The sequence below is a fragment of the Pseudomonas sp. P7759 genome (assembly GCF_013386445.1).
Classification (GTDB): Bacteria; Pseudomonadota; Gammaproteobacteria; order Pseudomonadales; family Pseudomonadaceae; genus Aquipseudomonas; species Aquipseudomonas azotoformans_A.
Window position 1 is genome coordinate 1 of sequence record NZ_JACART010000154.1, and the last position, 637, is coordinate 637.

The following is a 637-nucleotide window of genomic DNA, read 5'->3' on the forward strand; positions in this document are numbered from 1 at the left end:
GAGCCGGTGTTGCCGGAAGTCGCCGCCCTGCGCCAGACCGACCCGGTCGGTCGCCAGGGGGATGCGGCGGATGACCCGGCGATCTGGATTCACCCCGAACAACCTGCCAAAAGCCGCGTGCTCGGCACCAACAAAAAGCAGGGCCTGCTGGCCTATGACCTCGATGGCAAGCTGCTGCAGGAACTGGCGGTCGGCCGCCTGAATAACGTCGATGTGCGCCCCAACTTCAAGCTCGGCGCGCACACAGTCGATCTGGCCGTGGCGAGCAATCGCGATCACAACAGCCTGAGCCTGTTCAGCATCGACCGCCAGAGCGGCGAACTGCGCGACGCCGGTGAAGTGCCGACGCCGCTCAAGGAAATCTACGGCATCTGCCTGTTCCAGCCTGCCAGCGGTGAGATCTACGCGATCGCCAATGGCAAGGACGGCACCTTCCTGCAATACCGCTTGAGCGCACCGGACGGCCGGGTGCAGGGCGAGTTGGTGCGCCAGTTCAAAGTCGACAGCCAACCCGAGGGCTGCGTGGCCGATGACCAGCGCCAGCGCCTGTTCATTGGTGAAGAAGACGTCGGCGTCTGGGCGGTGGATGCGCGTGCTGACCAACCGGCCACGCTCACCAGCGTGATCAAGGTCGGCC

At 65.1% G+C, this 637-nt stretch carries 1 protein-coding gene; it reads left to right on the forward strand.

Annotated elements, in window-relative coordinates; genetic code table 11:
• A partial coding sequence (locus HX823_RS31770; RefSeq protein WP_177078609.1) for a phytase occupies nucleotides 1–637 on the forward strand: 637 nt, incomplete at both ends.